Source organism: Streptomyces sp. DH41 (assembly GCF_029813785.1).
In the GTDB taxonomy this organism is placed as follows: domain Bacteria; phylum Actinomycetota; class Actinomycetes; order Streptomycetales; family Streptomycetaceae; genus Streptomyces.
Window position 1 is genome coordinate 14242 of sequence record NZ_JARVKY010000014.1, and the last position, 18079, is coordinate 32320.

The 18079-nt window shown below is 72.0% G+C and carries 11 protein-coding genes; 6 read left to right on the plus strand and 5 right to left on the minus strand.

Translation table 11 applies throughout. The annotated features are described in order from the left end of the window. Positions 1-109 precede the first annotated feature (109 nt). Complete coding sequence (locus tag QC283_RS22330) at positions 110-6604, plus strand: type I polyketide synthase (RefSeq protein WP_279563400.1); 6495 nt, start codon at positions 110-112, stop codon at positions 6602-6604. A gap of 46 nt (positions 6605-6650) precedes the next feature. Then, positions 6651-7880, plus strand: a complete 1230-nt coding sequence (locus tag QC283_RS22335) for a geranylgeranyl reductase family protein (RefSeq protein ID WP_279563401.1) — start codon at positions 6651-6653, stop codon at positions 7878-7880. Between the two features lie 143 nt (positions 7881-8023). Here QC283_RS22335 and QC283_RS22340 read toward each other — a convergent pair whose 3' ends face one another. From QC283_RS22340 to QC283_RS22355, 4 genes are all read right to left on the minus strand, one after another. Further along, positions 8024-9100, minus strand: a complete 1077-nt coding sequence (locus QC283_RS22340) for a terpene synthase family protein (protein ID WP_279563552.1) — start codon at positions 9098-9100, stop codon at positions 8024-8026. A gap of 224 nt (positions 9101-9324) precedes the next feature. After that, positions 9325-10395, minus strand: coding sequence for a polyprenyl synthetase family protein (locus QC283_RS22345; protein WP_279563402.1), 1071 nt, complete (start codon positions 10393-10395; stop codon positions 9325-9327). A gap of 134 nt (positions 10396-10529) precedes the next feature. After that, entirely contained in the window at positions 10530-12047 is a 1518-nt protein-coding gene (locus QC283_RS22350) for an ABC1 kinase family protein (protein WP_279563404.1), read from the minus strand. Positions 12048-12140: 93 nt separating this feature from the next. Beyond that, positions 12141-12584 (minus strand): hypothetical protein, encoded by a 444-nt coding sequence (locus QC283_RS22355; protein ID WP_279563405.1) that lies wholly within the window; start codon positions 12582-12584, stop codon positions 12141-12143. Positions 12585-13138: 554 nt separating this feature from the next. Here QC283_RS22355 and QC283_RS22360 point away from each other — a divergent pair. Next, a complete protein-coding gene (locus QC283_RS22360) occupies positions 13139-13582 on the plus strand; it encodes a hypothetical protein (protein WP_279563406.1) in 444 nt (147 codons plus the stop codon). A gap of 247 nt (positions 13583-13829) precedes the next feature. Here QC283_RS22360 and QC283_RS22365 read toward each other — a convergent pair whose 3' ends face one another. Further along, entirely contained in the window at positions 13830-14747 is a 918-nt protein-coding gene (locus QC283_RS22365) for a LysR family transcriptional regulator (RefSeq protein ID WP_279563408.1), read from the minus strand. Positions 14748-14875: 128 nt separating this feature from the next. On the opposite strand from QC283_RS22365, the gene QC283_RS22370 reads away from it, so the two are divergent. From QC283_RS22370 to QC283_RS22380, 3 genes are all read left to right on the plus strand, one after another. Further along, on the plus strand, positions 14876-15877 hold the full coding sequence (locus QC283_RS22370; RefSeq protein ID WP_279563409.1) for a fumarylacetoacetate hydrolase family protein: 1002 nt from the start codon (positions 14876-14878) through the stop codon (positions 15875-15877). 71 nt (positions 15878-15948) lie between these two features. Further along, positions 15949-16908: a cyclase family protein gene (locus QC283_RS22375; protein ID WP_279563553.1), complete on the plus strand. Its 960-nt coding sequence runs from the start codon at positions 15949-15951 to the stop codon at positions 16906-16908. Between the two features lie 29 nt (positions 16909-16937). Beyond that, positions 16938-18068: an FAD-dependent oxidoreductase gene (locus tag QC283_RS22380; RefSeq protein WP_279563410.1), complete on the plus strand. Its 1131-nt coding sequence runs from the start codon at positions 16938-16940 to the stop codon at positions 18066-18068. Positions 18069-18079: the final 11 nt, after the last annotated feature.

Below are 18079 nucleotides of genomic sequence, written 5' to 3' on the forward strand. Positions count from 1 at the left end.
CCTTGTGCCGATGCAACCGGTGTCGCATGTTCGATGCGAGGCGCGGCGCGGAGTGCTCCGGGAACCGGCCGCGTCCCCCGGCTTCTTCGTGGTGAGGGACTGACAGCCCATGCGTGTGCGATCCGGCGTCGAGGAACCAGGAGCGGGTCGGGACGAACCGGTCGCGGTCGTCGGAGCCGCCTGTCGGTTCCCTGGTGAGGTGCGCTCTCTCACCTCCCTGTGGCGGTTGCTGATGGCACGTCGGGACGCGGCGCGGGAAGTGCCTCGTGAGCGGTGGGCGCAGGCGGAACTGGCCGGCCTTCCCGCCCAGGTGGCGGAGAGACTGCGCTACGGCTGCTTCCTGGACGACGATGTCTACGCCTACGAGCCGGAGTTCTTCGGGATCAACGCGCAGGAAGCGCCCTGGGTGGATCCGGAACACCGGTTGCTGTCCGAGGTGGTCTGGGAGGCCATCGAGCACGCCGGCATTCCCGCCGAACGGCTGTCGGGCACGCCGACGGGCATGTTCTTCGGTATCTACCAGAAGGACTACATGCTGCGGGTGCAGCGACCTCTTGAAGAGGTCAACGCCTACGCGATGTACACCGGCTTCGACAGCATCGGCCCCGGCCGCGTGGGGTTCATGCTGAACCTCAGGGGACCTCAGGTCGTCGTGGAGAGCGCCTGCGCGTCCGGGCTGGTCGCCGTGCACACCGCCTGCCAGAGCCTGCGGAGCGGCGAGTCGGATGTCGCCCTGGCCGGGGCCGCCATGCTGACTCTGGGACCCGAGGGCGTCATCGCCCCCGCGCTGTGGGGCGTGTTCTCCCCCACCGGCCGCTGCCACGCCTTCGACGCCGCCGCCGACGGCTACGTACGCGGAGAGGGCTGCGGCGTGGTCGTACTCAAGCGCCTTTCGGACGCGGTACGGGCCGGGGATCGCGTACTGGCGGTACTGCGCGGCACGGCGGTCAACCAGAACGGCCGGGGCACACGGCTGAGCGCTCCCTCGGAGCCGGCACAGATCGATCTCTACCGGCTGGCACTGGAGCGCGCCGGCGTAGAGGCCGGTGACGTCGGCATGGTGGAGGCGCACGGCCCGGGCACCGCGGTGGGCGACCCCATCGAGTTCGCGGCGGTGGCCGCGGTCTACGGCAAGGGCCGGGACCGGTGCGCGCTCGGCTCGGTGAAGACGAACATCGGCCACACCGAGCCGGTGTCCGGCGTAGCGGGACTGCTGAAGGCGATCGCCTCCTTGCGGCACGGCACGGTGCCGGCCAGTCTGCACTTCCGCGACTGGAATCCGCAGATCGACCCCAGCGGCACACGGCTGTTCGTGCCCACCGAGAGCACCGAGTGGCCGGTGCGGGGCCGCACGCGGCTGGCCGCCGTGTCGTCCTTCGGTATCAGCGGCACCAACGTCCATGTCGTGCTGGAGCAGCCTCCCGCTCCCACCCCCTCCCCCGCCCGGCGCGCGACCCCTTCGGTTCCCGTCGGCGGTTCCGGCACGGGCCAAGGTGGCGACGCGTTGCGTGTGTTCCCGTTGTCGGCGGGCACGCCAGTGGCCCTGCGGTCCGCGGCCGGGCGCCTGGCCCAGTGGCTGAGGGCGGGGGGATCGCGGGTACCGCTCGGCGACGTGGCGCACACGCTTGCCGTGCGGCGCTCGCCTGCCCGGGAACGTGCCGCTGTCGTCGCCGCCGACCGGTCGGAGCTGACGGCACGGCTGGAGGAACTGGCGACGGGGGCCGCGCCCCTCGCCGGGGTGGCGACCGGCAGGGCGGTACGGGACGCCGGACAGGGCGTGGTGTGGGTCTTCTCCGGGCACGGCTCGCAGTGGGCGGGGATGTGCCGGCGACTCCTCGACCGAGACCCGCGGTTCACCCGGGTCATCGACGAACTCGAACCACTGGTCGCCGAGGAGTCCGGCTTCTCCCTGCGTGAGACCCTGGACCGCCCCGAGGTGGTGACCGGGTTCGACCGGGTGCAGCCGGTGATCTTCGCCGTCCAGTTGGGGCTGGCGGCGATGTGGCGGTCCCACGGTGTGGAGCCGACGGCCGTGATCGGCCACTCCATGGGCGAGGTGGCCGCCGCGGTCGCCGCGGGGGCGCTCAGCGTCCGGCAGGGGGTGCGGGTCATCTGCCGGCGGTCGCGTCTGATCCTGCGGACCGCCGGGCAGGGGCTGATGGCCTCGGTCGCACTGGGGCGTGCCGAGGTCGAACGGCTGCTGGCGGAACAGGACGTGCGGGGGGTCGGCGTCGCGGTCGTCGCGTCGCCGGAGAACACCGTGATCGGCGGGGATGCCGACCGCATCCGCCGGCTCGCCGAGGAGTGGGACGCGCGCGGCGTGGGCATCCGCGTGGTCGAGGTGGACGTCGCCTCGCACACCGCCCACATGGACCCCATCCTGCCCGACCTCGCCGACGCCCTCGCCGACGTCAGCGGCGGGCCGCCGGTGGCGGCCTTCTACAGCACCGTCACCGAGGACCCGCGCGCGCACACCGCTTTCGACGCCGCCTACTGGTCGGACAACCTCCGCCGTGAGGTGCGCTTCGCCGACGCGGTGCGGGCCGCGGCCGAGGACGGGCACCGGCTGTTCGTCGAGATCGGTCCGCATCCGGTACTGGCCCACCCGGTGCAGGCCACTCTCAGCGCCCACGGTCACAGCGGCACCGCGGTCGTACCGTCCCTGCTCCGCGACACCGACGACGCGCTGGCGTTCCACACCCACGTGGCGGCGCTGCACTGCGCCGGCCACCCGCTGGACTGGGCCGACCGGTACGGCGACGGCGACCTGGCCGACGTACCGCCGACCACCTGGGAGCGCACGCGGTACGTCGTCGAACCCTCCCCGCTGCGGCAGTCGGCCGGGACCCACTCGTCCCCCGCCGCGCATCCGCTGACCGGGCCGCACACCGCGGACCCGGACGGTGAGGGCCGCCACCTGTGGCAGACCCGCGTCACCCCGGCGACCCTGCCCTGGCTGGGCGCACACCGCGTCAACGACGTCGCGGTGGTACCCGGCGCCGCTCTGTGCGAGATGGCCGTCGCCGCCGCGGCCGACCTGTTCAACGCCGGTGCGGAGCGTCTGCGCGTCACCGGCGTCGAACTGGAACGGCTGCTGCTGCCGGCCGCCGACGGCACGCCGGTCACCGCCACCGCCGAGGCGGCCGGCCCGGACATCGCACGCTGGCGCCTGCTCAGCACCGTTTCCGACGGCACCTCCGTCCAGCACGCGCAGGCGCGTCTGCACGTCATGCCGGAAGACGGACCCGTCCCGCAGGGCATCGATCCGCAGCGGCTGCCGGCGGAGTTCCCGGATGCCGTGGACGCGTCGGACGTCTACCGGCAGATGCGCGAAGAGCGGGGTGTGCACCACGGCCCGGCGTTCCTCGGCCTGCAGTCGCTGCACGCCGACGGGGCTCCGGCGGACCGTGCGGGCGCCCGCCTCCTGGCCCGTCTTCGGGTACCCGACGAAGGACGGGCCGGAGCGCAGTCCCTGCACTGTCATCCCGTGGCCCTGGACACATGCCTCCAGGCCGTCGCGGGCGCCGTACTGCGTACCGGCACGGTGCCCACCGGTGGCATCCTGCCCCGGCGCGTCGAGGAGCTTCGGCTGTACGGGAGGGTGCCGCTGAGCGGGTACTGCCTGGTCACTCTCACAGGGGTGGAGGGCGGCCGGTACACGGCGGACTTCCGGCTGTGGGCCGACGACGGGTCGGTGGCCGCCGACGCCACCGGAGTGGAGTTCCGGCACGTGCCCGCCGAGAGCGCCCAGGAGCGCTTCGCCGCCCGTCTGCTCCAGGTCTCCTGGGAGCCCGGTGAGAGCCCGGCGTCGAGCACCGCGACCGGTACCTGGGCCCTCCTGGCCGAAGCCGGACGTGAACCGTACGCGAGAGACCTGGCCGCGGCTCTTCAGGAGCAGGGCGCCACTGTGGACGTCCGGGCGCTCGCCCGAGACGGAGCCCGGGAGGACGGCACCGCACCGGTGGGGACGCCCGGGCCCGGCGATCCGGCACCGCAGGCAGTGGTGTATCTGCCGGCGTCGGGCACGGAATCCGACGGTGTGTCTCCCGACCACCGGGCGCGGGAGCAGGTCGCCCGCCTGGTGGAGACGGCGCGTGCGCTCGCACGGACCGCGGAGGGCGAGAGGGTGCCACGTCTGTGGACCCTGACCGCCACCGCGCAGCGGGTCGCACCCGGGGACCGGCCGGACCTGGGGCAGGCGGGTCTGCGCGGGCTGGTCCGCGTCCTGAGCTACGAACACCCCGAACTGCGCCCCAGCGTCCTGGACGTCGACGTGCGGACGCCGGTCGCCGAGGTCGCCCGGGAACTGCTGTCCTGCCCCGACGAGCAGGACGAGATCGCCTACCGGCTCGGGACCCGCCACCTGGCCCGGTTGTGCGGCGCGCCGCTGGACGGACGCGAGCGCCGTCGCATCACCGTCGACCGCGGGCACGACCGGGTGGCACTGCACCTCGCGCGCCCCGGTGATCTGGACTCCTTCGAGTTCGTCGCCCAGTCCCGCCACCGGCCCGGCCCGGGCGAGGTCGAGGTCCAGGTCGACGCCACCAGTGTCAACTTCATCAACGTGCTCCAGACCATGGGCGTCTATCAGCGCTTCGGCGTGGGCGAGGAGCGCCCGGACGTCAGCGCGTTCGACGGTGCGGGCGTCGTCACCGCCGTCGGCGACGGCGTCGAGGGCGTGCGGGAGGGCGACCGGGTCGCCGCGATGTTCGTGGAGGGGAGCCAGACGACCGTCATGTCCTCCTTCGCGACCGTCCGCGCCGACTGCCTCCTGCCGGTGCCGGACGAGGTGCGGACGCAGGTCGCCGCCGGCCTGCCGTGCGCCTACCTGACCGCCTGGTACGCCCTGCGGCACCTGGCGCGGCTGAGGCCGGGAGAGAAGGTGCTCATCCACTCGGCGAGCGGCGGCACAGGTCTGGCCGCGCTGAGCCTCGCGCGGGCCTGCGGCGCAGAGGTCTGGGCGACCGCGGGCAGCGAGGCCAAGCGGGCCTACCTGCGCGGCCTGGGCGTCGCGCACGTCATGGACTCCCGCACGCTGGACTTCGCCGACCGGGTGCGCGACCTCACCGGGGGCCGCGGCCTCGACGTCGTACTCAACTCGCTCACCGGACCGGCACAGTCCGCCAGTCTCGGCCTGCTGGCGCACCGGGGCCGGTTCCTCGAACTCGGCAAGCGGGACATCTACGCCAACACCCGGCTGGGGCTGCTGCCCTTCCGCCGCAACGTCACCTTCGCCGCCGTCGACGTGCTGATGATGATGCAGCAGGACCCGGGCCTGCTCGCCGAGGGCTACCGGGAACTCGGCGGCATGCTCGCGGACGGCACCCTGCCGCTGCTGCCGGTCACCGGGCACCCCGTCACCGAGGCGTCGTCGGTGTTCCACACCATGGCATCCGCCCGGCACACCGGCAAACTCGTCCTCACCTGGCCCGCCGAGGGAGCCGACACCCTGCCCGTGCGACCGGAGGACGTCCCCGTCGTCCGGCCCGACGCGAGCTACCTGGTCACCGGTGGCCTCGGCGGACTGGGGCTCCTGGTCGCCCGGTGGCTGGCCGGGCGGGGTGCGGCGGCCGTCGTACTCACCTCCCGCAGCGCCCCCTCACCGGCCGCCCGAACCGCCCTCGACGCCATCGCCGCCGACTTCGGCACGCGCGTCGAGGTGGTGTGCGGGGACCTCGCCGAGCCGGGCGTCGCCGACACCCTCGTGCGAGCCGCCCTGGAGACGGGTCACCCGCTGCGCGGCGTCGTCCATGCCGCGGCCGTCGTCGAGGACGCCACCGTCGCCAATCTCTCCCCCGGTCTCCTGGAGAAGGTCTGGCGTCCCAAGGCGACCGGTGCCTGGCTGCTCCACCACGCCACGGTCGGCCAGGAACTGGACTGGTGGGTCAGCTTCTCCTCCGCCGCGTCCCTGCTGGGCAACCCCGGGCAGGGCGCCTACGCGGCCGCCAACGCCTGGCTGGACGAGTTCACCTCCTGGCGCCGGGCCCAGGGTCTGTCGACGACCTGCGTCAACTGGGGACCGTGGGCGGAGGTCGGCCGCGGCGTGGGGATGGAGGACCGCGGCTATGCCATGATCACGCCCGCGGAGGGCATCGCCGCCCTGGAGCGCATCCTCTCCCACGACCGCGACCGCACCGGCTACACGCCCGTCGACCTGTCGCGGTGGCTGGATTCCTATCCCGCCACCGGCCGCACCGCCTTCTTCGCCGGGCTGGCCGCTCCGGCGGCGGGCGCGGACACCGCCGACGCCCGCGGCGCGCTGCTCCGGTCCCTGCGGGAGACGGACAGTCCCGAGCAGCGTCATCAGCTGCTGCGGTCCCGGGTCGTCGAGCACATCGCCGCGGTCCTGCGACTGGAAACCGGCCGGTTCGACGCCGACACGTCCCTGGTGACGCTCGGTCTGGACTCGCTCATGGCCCTCGCCCTGCGCAGCCGCCTGCAGAGTGACCTCGCCCTGGACATCCCCACCACGGTGATGTGGACCCATCCGACGGCCTCCGCGCTCACCCGCTACCTACTGGGCCGTCTCCACTCCGAGCAGGGGCAGGACGACGCATGTGCCGAGGCGGTGCCGGCCGGCACCGGGTCAGCCGGCACCGGCTGACGATTCCCCACCCGCCCGTTTCACCCGACCTCGAGGTGACCACCGTATGCCTCCTCCTTCCCCTCCCACCCGCACACCCGGCACCTGGGACGTGATCGTCGTCGGTGCCGGCCCGGCCGGTGCCACCGCCGCCCGCGTCGCCGCCGAGAACGGCTGCGAGACACTGCTGCTGGAACGAGCGGCCATCCCCCGCTACAAGACCTGCGGCGGCGGCCTCATCGGCGCGTCCCTGGCCGCCCTGCCTCCCGGCCTGCCCCTGAACATCTACGACACGGCCCGGCAGTTCACCTTCAGCCTCAACGGCCGCAGACAGCGCACCCTCACGTCCAGTTCCCCGACCATTTCCATGGTCTACCGCAGCGAGTTCGACGCGGCACTGACCGAAGCCGCCGCCGCGGCAGGCGCCGAAGTCCGGGACAGCACTGCGCTGACCGCCCTGGAACAGCAGGGCGGCACCGTCACCGTGAAGACCAACCGCGGCGACGCCCTCCGCGCCCGGGCCGTCATCGGCGCGGACGGCAGCGCCAGCAGGGTCGCCCGGTACGTGGGGGTGCAGTGCGCACAGGTCGATCTCGCGCTGGAGGCCGAAGTGCCGGTCGACGAACGGACGGCGGACCGATGGCGGGGCCGCCTCCTGATGGAGTGGGGGCCACTGCCGGGCTCCTTCGGCTGGGTCTTTCCCAAGGGTGACGTCTGCACCGCCGGAGTGGTGGCCGCCCGTGGCAACCCCGCCGCCCTCCGTGCGTACAAGGACGACTTCCTCAGACGCCACGGGCTGCTCGGACCCCGCCCCTTCCACGACACCGGCCATCTGACGCGGTGCCGCCGCCCGGGCTCCCCGCTGGCCCGCGGGCGCGTTCTGGTCGCCGGCGACGCCGCGGCTCTCGTCGACCACTGGTCACGGGAGGGCATCTCATACGCCCTGTGTTCGGGGAGCCTCGCGGGTCACGCCGCTGTCCGCCTCGTCACCGCGGCCGACGAGGCGGAGGCGGACAGCACCGCCGACGACTACGGACGGCAGGTCGACGACGTCCTCGGCGTGGAAATGCGCGCCAGCGGTACGCTGATGGATCTCTTCGCCCGCAATCCCGGTCTCGTTCACACAGCCCTGACCCGCCTGCCACCGGCGTGGCATCGTCTCGACGCCTACGTCTCCGGCCGTACCAGTGTCGCCGGAATCATGACCACGCCGTTGGCGCGCACCGCCGCCGCCTTGGCCACCCGGCTCCCGCTCGGGCCTGCGAGAACGCCCTCGGACAGCCCGCCCGGGTCCTGAGCCGCGCGATGCCCCGGCTCGTCGTTCGCAGCCCGCTGCCCGGCGGGCGGGTGGCATCTGCGGCAACTGCGCCCTGAACCGCTGCGACCTCCACCGGTCGGAAGCCGGCGCCGCTCGTTCGACGGAGCGTCCCGCCCGGTTGCTCAGAAGGCGAGTTCGTTCCACCACCACGCGATGGACGGCAGCCGCCGCGGGTCCTGTCGGCTGGTGCGGGGGGTACCGGTCCAGTGGCTGGTGTCCGTCTGGGCGGGGATGCGGGCCCGCGAGGTGGCGGCGACGCCGTCCGGGCTGTGGTAGCGGGGCGCGCGCAGTGCCCATTCGATGTTGCCGCGGATTCCGTGCCCGAGGTCGCTGAGGTAGTGGCGCAGGGGGGCGCTGGCGCGTGGGAGGACCCGGTCCCGCAGACCGAGGAACCGCTCCAGCACGGCGTCACGCAGGGCGATGGCCTCGTCGACGGCTTGGTGCGGGGAGTAGCGGTGATGGGCCACGAGGACGCTGACGATGTTCTGTTGGGTCTGTCGACGGCGGATCTCCCGGATGTGCGAGTGCTGGTCGTTGTCCAGTGACGCGACCATCATGGCCATCTCGGTCAGGGCGCGGACCGCGGGTGAGTCCATCTCGCGGTCCGGTACGTCGATGTTGTTGGCGATTTCGAGCATGGCGTAGGTGGGTCCGCCGCCGGCCGCGTGCAGGCGCATGCTCAGATAGTCGTCGAGGTCGGGCATGCGGCTGGTGGCCCGGTTGCCGATCTGCCACTGGACGCCGGTGAGCCAGGCCCGGTGGGCGTGCTGGAAGCGGCGGTTCTGTACGGGGCCGGCCGCTGTGCGGAAGAGTTCCCCGATCTCGTGTACGGCGGCGGCGTAGGGGTCGGCGCAGTGCAGGCGGCCGGGTACCTCCAGTGCGCGCTGAACGGAGAAGGCCATGGTGGCGAAGGCGGCGGGGTCGGCGGAGAAGGGCCCTTCGTCGCAGCGTGCGTCGTCGAAGGCGAAACCCCAGTAGACCCAGCAGGCCGCGATCCACAGCCGGTCGGGGTCGGCGTGCGGGGCGAAACGGGCGTAGAAGTCGGCGCTGCGGGTGCCGGCGTACCGGGCGCGTTCGCCCTCGGACCGGCACAGGCCGCTGCGGTCGATCCACGCCAGAGCGCGTCGCTCGACCTCCTCGGCGTCGGGGTGGATGGCGGATTCGATGGGGCAGTAGAAGGGCGGTGGGTCGACGGCCATACCGGCCACTGGTTCTCCTCTCACGCGGCGTAGGTGGCACATGGGGCACACGTGGCACACGGGCACACACGGCAGCCGCGCACAGGGGTGCGCGGGGCAGGCCGGGCACATAGGGACGGCGGCGCGCGAGGGTGCAGGGGTGTGCAGGGGTGCAGGGGTGCAGGGGTGCAGGGGTGTGCAGGGGTGTGCAGGGTGCAGGGTGCAGGGGTGTGCGTCGGGCGTGGTCAGGCGGTCCGGATGGTGGCGCGGTGTGCGATCTGCCGCAGCGCGGCGGCGATCGGCGGCGCGAGCAGGTCGGTGTCGAGGGCGGCCAGCGCCCTCTCGTACCGTTCGGTGATCATGGACTCGACGGTGTCCCGGGCACCGGTGTGCCGCAGGATGCGCCGGACGCGCGCGCAGTCCTCTTCGCCGAGGTCGGCCCGGCCGACCTGCGCGTCGAGTGTCACACGCTGCTCGGGCGTGGCCCGCCGGGTGGCGACAGCCATGAGGACGGTGGCCTTGCCCGAGCGGAGGTCCTCGAGGACCGGCTTGCCGGTCAGGGCGGGGTCGCCGAAGACGCCGAGGAGGTCGTCCCGCAGCTGAAAGGCCTCTCCGAGAGGGAGTGCGTAGGCGGAGCACAGGTCGAGCAGGCCCTGGTCGGCGCCGGCGAGGGCGACGCCCAGGTGCAGGGGCCGTTCGATGGTGTACTTGGCGGTTTTCAGGCGTGCGATGGCCATCGCCTCGTCGATGTCGCCGGTGGGCCGCCCGGCAGCCAGCAGGTCCAGGTGCTGGCCCAGCAGTACCTCGCCGCGCATGGCATCGAGCAGCGGCAGCACCGTCTGCCGCTGCCGTGTGCTCAGTTGGGCCGAGTTCATCAGGGCGTCCGAGCAGACCAGGGCGAGGTCGCCGAGGAGGAGCGCGACGTGGACGCCGAAGGCGTCGGCGTCCGGCCTGGCCCGTCGGCGGGCCGCGAAGGCCCGGTGCGCGCTGGGGCGGCCCCGGCGGGTGGGGCTGTTGTCGATGATGTCGTCGTGGATCAGGGCGAAGGCGTGGAAGACCTCCAGGCTCGCCGCCATCCGCCACAGGCTTTCCTCGTCTTCGCCGCCGCCGGCCGCATGCCAGCCCAGGACGCACAGCAGGGGCCGGATGCGTTTGCCGGGTGCGAGGACGAAGTCGGTCAGGGCCCGGGTCAGTTCACCGGCCCGGCTCTGGGAAGGAATGCCGGCCGGTGGATGGCGCAGGAACTCGGCGAGGACGGTCTCGACACGATCGCGGAGGGCGTCGAGGTCGAGCGTGGGGGCCAGGTCGGTGCTCACGCGGTTCCCTCCCTTCGGGGGGTCCTGCGGTCGTAAGTGGGGGTCGGGAGGGAGGAGATGGGGGCTGGGAGAAGGACGTGGGAGGACGCGGACGGGGAGGGGGAGGAGGACGGGGACGGCGGGTGACGCACCGGTCAGCGGTCCTTGGTGTAGTGGTTCCAGAGCATGGCGGTGGCGAGCGCGAACGACATGTCCGCGGCACCTTTGCGCAGGCCGGTGGAGCGTCGGTCCGAGCGGGACCCGTGGAGGTTCATGCGCATGGTCAGGTCCCGGTTGGTCAGGTCTTTGGTGAGCCCTCGCAGTTGCTGGGGCGCGGCGGCTCCGGCCGTGATCACTTCCAGGGCCGTCCGGACCGCCTGCTGGGGGGAGAGCGACTCCTTGACCAGTTCGGTGACGATGCCCACCAATTCCTCGGAGAAGACGTCGATGAGGGAGAGTTCCGGGCACAGGTGCCGGATGGACCCCTCGATGTTGGCGAAGGACTTGCCCAGGATGGAGACCATGGGGCTGGTACGGATGCCACGGCGGGTGGAGTGCTGCAGCACGGCGGTGAGGGTCACCCCGAAGTTGAGTTCCTCCAGGGAGGCCGTGGCGATCTGCGGTACCAGCGAAGCCATGTCCCCCGCGAACGCGGAGGTGTTCGCCCACGAGGTGGCGCTGCCCATGTCGATCCAGGCCCGGGCGGTACCCGCTCCGTCGTTCATCGCCAGATTGAGCAGCAACAGCAGGATGCTGGTGCTCATCGGCCGGTCGATGCGTCCCACCATGCCCCAGTCGATCACGGTGGCGGGGTGGCCGGGCGCGACGAAGATGTTGCCCGGGTGCGGGTCCGCGTGGAAGATGCGGTCCACGAAGTAACCCCGGTACATGAAGGCCAGCAGGTCCTGCCCGATGGCCTTGCGCTCCTCGGCGTCGAACCGGTCCTTGTCCGCCTCCCGGATCGGCGTGCCGGGAGCAAGGCTCTGCACGAGGACCCGCCCGGTGGCTTCGACCACCTCGGGGACCTGGACGTAGTCGAAGTCCTCCGCCACCTTGGCCGCCTCGGTCATGTTCCGGGCTTCCATCACGAAGTCGAGCTCTGGCCGCATCGCGTCGAAGACCACGTTGAGCATGGCCTCGATGTCGATGACGTCGTTGAAGCGCCAGGCCCGTCGGGCGGCGAAGTGGGACAAGGAGCCCATGAGCTTCATGTCCGCCTCCACCGTCTCGCGCACGCCGGGCCGCTGGATCTTCACCGCGACCGGTCGGCCTCCCGGCAGCCGGGCCCGGTACACCTGGGCCAGGGACGCCGTGCCCAGGGGACGCTCGGTGTCGAAGTCGCGGAACCGCCCGGCCCAGCCCGCTCCCAGCTCCTGCCGGAGCACTGGCTCGAAGTCGCTGAAAGGGGCGGGCGACGCCTCGTCCTGCAGCTTCTCGAACTCGTCGATCATCTCGGGGGTCACGATGTCGGGCCGAGTGGCCAGCATCTGACCGACCTTCACGTAGAACGGCCCGAGACTCTCCAGCGCGCGACGGACGTTGCCGGCACGTCGTACGGCCCGGGCGTCCCCTCCGTCCGTCGCCCGGGCCGCGGGCGTGGCCGCGAGCGCCGCCTCCTGGCGGACGAGGTGGGTGAGCGCCCGCATCAGCACACGCCCCCGGCCCGCACTCATCGCTCGTGCTCCCGTTCCGGGCCGCTCCCTCCGTGCGCTGCCCGGCCGAGGAACGGCCGGGACGGGCACGGTGAACGGCGGACCGGTACAGGGTCAGCGCGCATCGCGGATACGGTCGATGCGATCGGCCAGCCGCGCCAGTTCACCCTTCAGGGATTCCGCGTCCTCCGCCCCCCGCGCCCGCGGCACCCGCCCCCGCTCCCGGTCCCCGGGGCGGTCCTCCTCGCGCCAGCGCCTGTCCATCCGCCCCCGCAGCAGCTCCAGCTGGTCCTTCAGCGCCATGAGCTCGTCCGGGTCTTCGTAGGGCTCCCCCTCGTCCGGGCCGAGCCGGCGGCGGGGCCCGTCACTTCGGCGACGGCCGGGTCCGCGCCGGTGCCGACGGTCACCGTGCCCGTCCCAGTCGTCATCGTCGCGGTCGCGGTCGTCGCGGTCGTCGCGGTCGCGGTGGTCGTCGTAGTCGTCGTCATCCAGCGCCCGACTGACCGATCTCCGCAGACCGCATTCGAATTCCCCCGCCCTGTCCAGGGCATCGTCCACGAGATCCTCCGTGGAACGCACGATATCGCGCAACGCATGACTGAATGAGGTACGAGAACGGCGACGGGACATGTAATGAACCCTTTCCGGGAAAAGATGAGTGAAATTGCCTTCGCAGGCTCAGTGAGAAGGCGGAGCGAAGTCGCATCCTCCCGCACAGAATCGCAGATCGCTTTCTTCCTGCTTTCTCCATTCTGGCCCACACCTCCGAGAGGAAACGCCCTCCCTGTCGGATTCATTCAATTGAGTGAAGCGACTTCCTGACGAGTTCCGTGCGAGTTGTGTGCAAGTTCCGTGCGCCGTCGCACGCCGGATATCAAAAGGGGCGCAATGAACACCGACCGGCGCCCGCATCCGCTATCTACATATCACCGCACCGGTTTCAGGAGGGTGGCGGCTCAACTCGACCATCGCAACGAAGAGAACACGCAGCAGCCCGACAAGAAAAGGCATCGCACCTCAAACGGATTCAGCGCCATGTTTCGGGGGGATCAGTCCTGAAAGACCCGGAAGTGACCGGCCGGGGAAACTCGGCGGAGAAAGGAGCACCTCTCATGGCAAGGATTACGAGGATCGAGGCGCATGTCCGCACGGCCGACGTACCGCACGGGGGGACACAGGGATGGGTGTACCTGGGCATCGCCGGCCGCGAATTCGTGCTCAACGCCTCCGGGACCGCCGGCGGCACTCGGACCGGCAACAACTGGACCTTCGTCCTCGGTGAGGACGCCAACGTCGAGAACCCCGCCTACAACGACCCGCGAAGGCCGCAACTGGACACCGACAACCTCGACCGCTACCCCACCTATGTGAGGTTCGAGCCCGTGGGCCCCGATCCCGCGTGGTGCCTCGAACGCATCGTCGTCGGCGTCAACGCCGACACCGACCATCCGCACACCTTCGACAACCCGGACCTCGCCGACTTCGGGGACGACCGACGCCTGTGGCTGGGCCAGGAATACGGCAAGCAGCTGTACCTCAAGCGGTACGACGACTGACGGTCGGGACGGCCGTGGTGACGCCGCGGGTGGGTCCCACTCGCCCCCTGCGTCGATCCGTGTCCAGGATGCCCTCGATCCAGGCTGTGGATGGTCGGGAGCGGCGGCAGTCTGCCTGCCCCGAGGTCACCGGGAAGCCCTGCCCGGCTGCCCGCCCTGGCTCCGGCCCCGACCCGCCCCCGGCCCTGGCCCTGGCCCCGGCCCCGGCCCCGGCCCGCGATCAGACCGCGGGCACGCCGGCCCGCGATCAGATGGCGGGCACGCCGGCGAGGCGCCGGCCGACCCGCTCGGCCGTCTCCCGCAGCCAGATGTGGGCCGCGTCGTGCGTGTGCACCGGGTGCCACCACAGCGCCTCCCGCAGTGGCACCGCCTCGTACGGCGGCTCCACCACGCGCACCGGGGCGAGCGGCCCGAGCAGCCGGGCGAGGCGGGCCTGGACCAGGGCGACGCGGCGGGTGCCCGCCACCAGCAGGGGCAGTAGCTGGAAGCTGTCGACGGAGACCTCGACCCGGGGTTCGATGCCGAGCATGCCGAGCTGACGCACGGCGGGGGCGTCGTAGGTGCGCTGATAGGTGACCCACGGCAGTCGGGCGAGGTCGTGGCGGGTGAGCCGGTCGTCGACGCTCGGATGGTCGCCTGCGACGAGGAAGACCCAGCGGTCCTCGTAGAGGTCGGTGGCGGGGAAGTCGCTGATGACGCCGTGCGGCATGAGCAGACCGTCGGTGGCGCTCAGCAGGGTGGCGGTGTCGTCGACGACGGTCGGCGGGGTCTGGGCGAAGCGCAGCCGGATGCCGGGGGCCTCCTCGTGCACTACGCGGGCGAGTTCGGTGCCGAAGACGGCGACGGCGTAGTCGGAGGCGATCAGTTTGAACTCGCGCCTCTCTTCGGCCGGGTCGAAGTCAGCCTGGCTGGCGAAGAGGCGTTCCAGCAGGTCGTAGGCGGTGGAGGTGCGGTCGAGGAGCACCTGGCCGAGCGCGGTGAGCTCGTAGTGGCCGCCGACGCGGGCGAGCAGGTCGTCGTCGAAGTGGCGGCGGAGCCTGGCCAGGGCGGCGCTCATCGCGGGCTGGCTGAGGCCGACACGCTGCCCGGCCCGGGTGACGTTGCGCTCCTCCAGGAGAGCGCGCAGGGCGACGACGAGGTTGAGGTCGAGGCGGGCCAGATTCACGTGACTTCCTCTTGGCGGTACGGCGCCGACCAGGGGTAATTGATGTGCTGGATGCAGAGCATCCACGGAATCGATTTCCCTGATCGCGGGTGACGGGTCCAGATTAGTGCCACCGCCACCAGGAGGACATGTCCGTGATACCTGAACCCTCGTCCGCGCTGTTCGCGGGCCCCTTCGCCCTCGGCACGCTGTCGGCCCCGGACGGGCCGGCCTTCCCCGCCCTCGTCACTCCCGACGCCCAGGTGCTCGATCTGCGCGTGGCCTTCGGCGACGAACGGCTGACCACCCGGAGTCTGCTGGAGACCTGGGACTCGGCGCTGCCGCGACTGCGGGCGCTGGCCGGTGACAGCGGCCCGGACCGGAAGCCGCTGACCGGCTTCCGGGTGCACGCGCCGGTCACTCCGCGCCAGGTGTTCCAGTCGGGGGCGAACTACCGGCAGCACGTGATCGACCTGCACGTCGCGCACCGGGCCCCGGGCGACGACCGGCCGGAGGAGGAACGGCGCGCGGAGGCGGCTGCCATCATGGACCGGCGGGCCTCCGGAGACCTGCCGTACGTGTTCATCGGTCTGCCGAGCGCGATCACCGGTCCCCACGACGACGTCGTGCTCCCCGTCTGGGCCGAGAAGCCCGACTGGGAGCTCGAGTTGGCGGCGGTGATCGGCCGGCCGGCCCACCGGGTCTCCGTCGATGAGGCGCCCGCGTACATCGCCGGTTACACGATCGCCAACGACCTCACCGACCGGGCGACCGTCTTCCGCCGGGACATGCCGCAGATCGGCACGGACTGGCTGCGCAGCAAGAACGCGCCCGGTTTCACGCCGCTCGGGCCCTGGATCGTGCCCGCCGAGTCGATCTCGGACCCCGGCGACCTGCGGCTCACGCTGAAGCTCAACGGCGAGACCATGCAGGACGAGACCACCAAGGACATGATCTTCAACGTCGCGCGCGTGGTGGCCCACGCCTCGGAGACCGCCCGCCTCCTGCCCGGCGACCTGGTGCTGACCGGCAGCCCGGCCGGTAACGGCATGCACTGGGGCCGACTGCTGCGCGACGGCGACGTCATGGACGGCACCATCACCGGTCTCGGCGCCCAGCGCACCCGTTGTGTGACGGAGACGGCGCAGTGACCCCGGACGGCACCGAGACCCCGGACCGCGCCGAGATCCCGAACCGGACCGAGACCCCGGACCGGACCGAGATACTGGATCGCGCCGACCCCGAGGGATCGATCGCGCGGGCCGTGAAGGCGTGTTCCAACTGGGGCCGTTGGGGCGAGGAGGACGTGCTCGGCACCCTGAACTTCCTCGACGAGGCCAAGCGCCGCGAGGCCGCCGGACTGGTGCGGCGGGGCGTGAGCTTCTCCCTGTCCCAGCGCTTCGACATGAACGGCCCGCAGAAGGGGTGGCGGCGGCGCACCAACCCGGTGCACACCATGCTCGACACCGGCACCGACGCCGCCCTCGGCAACCAGGGCTTCCCGCACGGCATCGGCGGCGCCGACGACGTGATCGCGATGCCGTTGCAGTGTTCCACGCAGTGGGACGGGCTCGGGCACATCTTCGACCACGGCAAGGCGTGGAACGGGCGCCCGGCGGAGCAGGTCGTCACCTCCGACGGCGATCTGGTCACCGGCATCGAGCACATGGCCCCGCACGTCGCCGGACGGGGTGTGCTGCTGGACGTCGGACGGGTGATCGGCGAGGAAGGCGAGCTGCCGGACGGTTTCGCGATCACCGAGGAACACCTGACGGCGACCGCCGAGGCCCATGGCGTGTCCGTCGGCCGGGGCGACATCGTGCTGGTCCGCACCGGTCAGCTCACCCGGGTCCGACGCGACGGCTGGGGCGACTACGCGGGCGGTCCCGCGCCCGGACTGTCCTTCACCTCGGCCGGCTGGCTGCACGGCGGCGAGATCGCCGCGATCGCCACCGACACCTGGGGGTTCGAGGTTCGCCCGAACGAGTTCGAGCACGCCTTCCAGCCACTGCACCAGGTCGCCATCCCGCACATCGGCCTGCTGATCGGCGAGATGTGGGACCTGGACGCGCTCGCCGAGGACTGCGCGGCCGACGGAGTGTACGAGTTCTCGCTCACCGCCGCGCCCCTGCCCATCACCGGCGCGGTCGGCTCCCCCGTCAACCCGATCGCCGTGAAGTAGCGATCAGCCCGAGGAACAAGGGAGTTCCCATGACCCAACCCCGCACGGTCCTCGTCGTCGGCGGCGGCGCGGCCGGCAACGCCGTCACCGTCCTGCTGCGCCGCGCCGGTGTCGCCGTGGACCTCGTCGAGGCCAAGGCCGACTGGAACGCCACCGCCGGCTCCGGCATCACCCTCCAGGGCAACGCCCTGCGCGTGCTGCGCGAACTCGGCGTGTGGGACCAGGTGGAGGCGTCCGGCTTCGGCTTCGGCTCGGTCGGCATCACCGCGCCCGACGGCACCGTCCTGCACACGCAGGACGACCTGCGCACCGGCGGCGACGACCTGCCGGCCACCGTCGGCATGCGGCGACCGCGGCTCCAGCAGATCCTGATCGAGGCCGTGCGTGCCAGTGGCGCGTCGGTCCGGCTGGGCACCACCGCCGAGATCCTCGGCCAGGACGCCGACGGCGTCTCCGTCCGCCTCAGCGACGGCAACGAGGGCCGCTACGACCTGGTCGTCGCCGCCGACGGCCTGGGCTCCACGACCCGTTCCGCGATCGGCATCACGGCGAAGCCCGAGCCGACCGGCATGGCCATCTGGCGCGTCGCGGCCCCCCGCCCGACGGGTGTCGTCCGCACCGACCTCGCCTACGGCGGCCCCGCCTACATCGCCGGGTACTGCCCGACCAGCGAGACCACCCTGTACGCGTACGTCGTCGAGGCCAACCGCGACCGCGCCTCCATACCGGCCGAGTCGTACGCGGACGAGATGCGGCGCCTCACCCAGCACTACGGCGGCTCCTGGCCGGAGATCACCGAGCACATCACCGACCCGGCGAAGGTCAACTACACCTGGTTCGACCGGATGCTGGTCGAGGGCTCCTGGCACCGCGGCCGCGTCGTCCTCGTCGGGGACGCCGCCCACTGCTGCCCGCCCACACTCGCCCAGGGCGCCGCGATGTCCCTCGAGGACGCCTGGGTGCTCGCGCAGATGCTGACGGGGGCCGACGAGTGGGACGACGCGCTGTTCCAGGCGTACTACGAGCGGCGGATCGCCCGAGTCCGTCCGGTCGTCGAGGCGTCGGTGCAGATCGGGCAGTGGCAGCTCGACGAGGTGCGCGACGCCGACGTGCCCGGCCTGATGGCCCGCACCATGACCCTGCTCAGGGACCTGCCATGACCGCCATGACC

Bases quoted from the DNA above. Each gene is read 5' to 3' on its own strand.
- QC283_RS22335 (WP_279563401.1), top strand. From the start codon at position 6,651: ATGCCTCCTCCTTCCCCTCCCACCCGCACACCCGGCACCTGGGACGTG.
- QC283_RS22330 (WP_279563400.1), top strand. From the start codon at position 110: ATGCGTGTGCGATCCGGCGTCGAGGAACCAGGAGCGGGTCGGGACGAA.
- QC283_RS22360 (WP_279563406.1), top strand. From the start codon at position 13,139: ATGGCAAGGATTACGAGGATCGAGGCGCATGTCCGCACGGCCGACGTA.
- QC283_RS22340 (WP_279563552.1), bottom strand. From the start codon at position 9,100: ATGGCCGTCGACCCACCGCCCTTCTACTGCCCCATCGAATCCGCCATC.
- QC283_RS22370 (WP_279563409.1), top strand. From the start codon at position 14,876: ATGTCCGTGATACCTGAACCCTCGTCCGCGCTGTTCGCGGGCCCCTTC.
- QC283_RS22350 (WP_279563404.1), bottom strand. From the start codon at position 12,047: ATGAGTGCGGGCCGGGGGCGTGTGCTGATGCGGGCGCTCACCCACCTC.
- QC283_RS22380 (WP_279563410.1), top strand. From the start codon at position 16,938: ATGACCCAACCCCGCACGGTCCTCGTCGTCGGCGGCGGCGCGGCCGGC.